The organism is Bifidobacterium sp. LH_230 (assembly GCF_056357555.1).
Genome location: NZ_JBKEWJ010000051.1, coordinates 1 through 561, shown reverse-complemented (window position 1 = coordinate 561; position 561 = coordinate 1). Strand labels below are relative to the sequence as shown.

Sequence of the window (561 nt, the reverse complement as noted above, 5' to 3'; positions counted from 1 at the left end):
GGAGTGACGCAGGAGGGTAGCCGGCCGCGGAGGTGGTTTTCCGTGGTCAAGCGTGTGGCCCGCATCCCAGGCAAATCCGGGGTGCACGAGGGTGAGGCGCGATGATGGGGCCGTATGGCCGAATCCGGTGATCCCATGCTGCCGAGAAAAGCTTCGGCGTTAGGGCTCTTGCCGCCCGTACCCCAAACCGACACTGGTGGTCAGGTAGAGAATACCGAAGCGATCGAGCGAATCCTGGTCAAGGAACTCGGCAAATCACTCCCGTGCCTTCGGTATAAGGGAGACCCCCGATGGTGATCCAACTTGCTTGGGGAGCTTTTGGGGGTGGCACAGGCCAGGGGGTAGCGACTGTTTACCAAAAACACAGGAGCGTGCGAAGGCGCAAGCCGCTGTATACGCTCTGACGCCTGCCCGGTGCCGGAAGGTTAAGAGGATCCGTCAGCCCTTTGGGGTGAAGCGGTGAATTCAAGCCCCGGTAAACGGCGGTGGTAACTATAACCATCCTAAGGTAGCGAAATTCCTTGTCGGGTAAGTTCCGACCTGCACGAATGGCGTAACGAC

Annotated in this window: 1 rRNA gene; it reads left to right on the top strand. The window is 59.5% G+C overall.

From position 1 onward, the window contains the following. Positions 1-561: ribosomal RNA gene (locus AC1A0G_RS12200) — 23S ribosomal RNA — on the top strand; the annotation flags it as partial.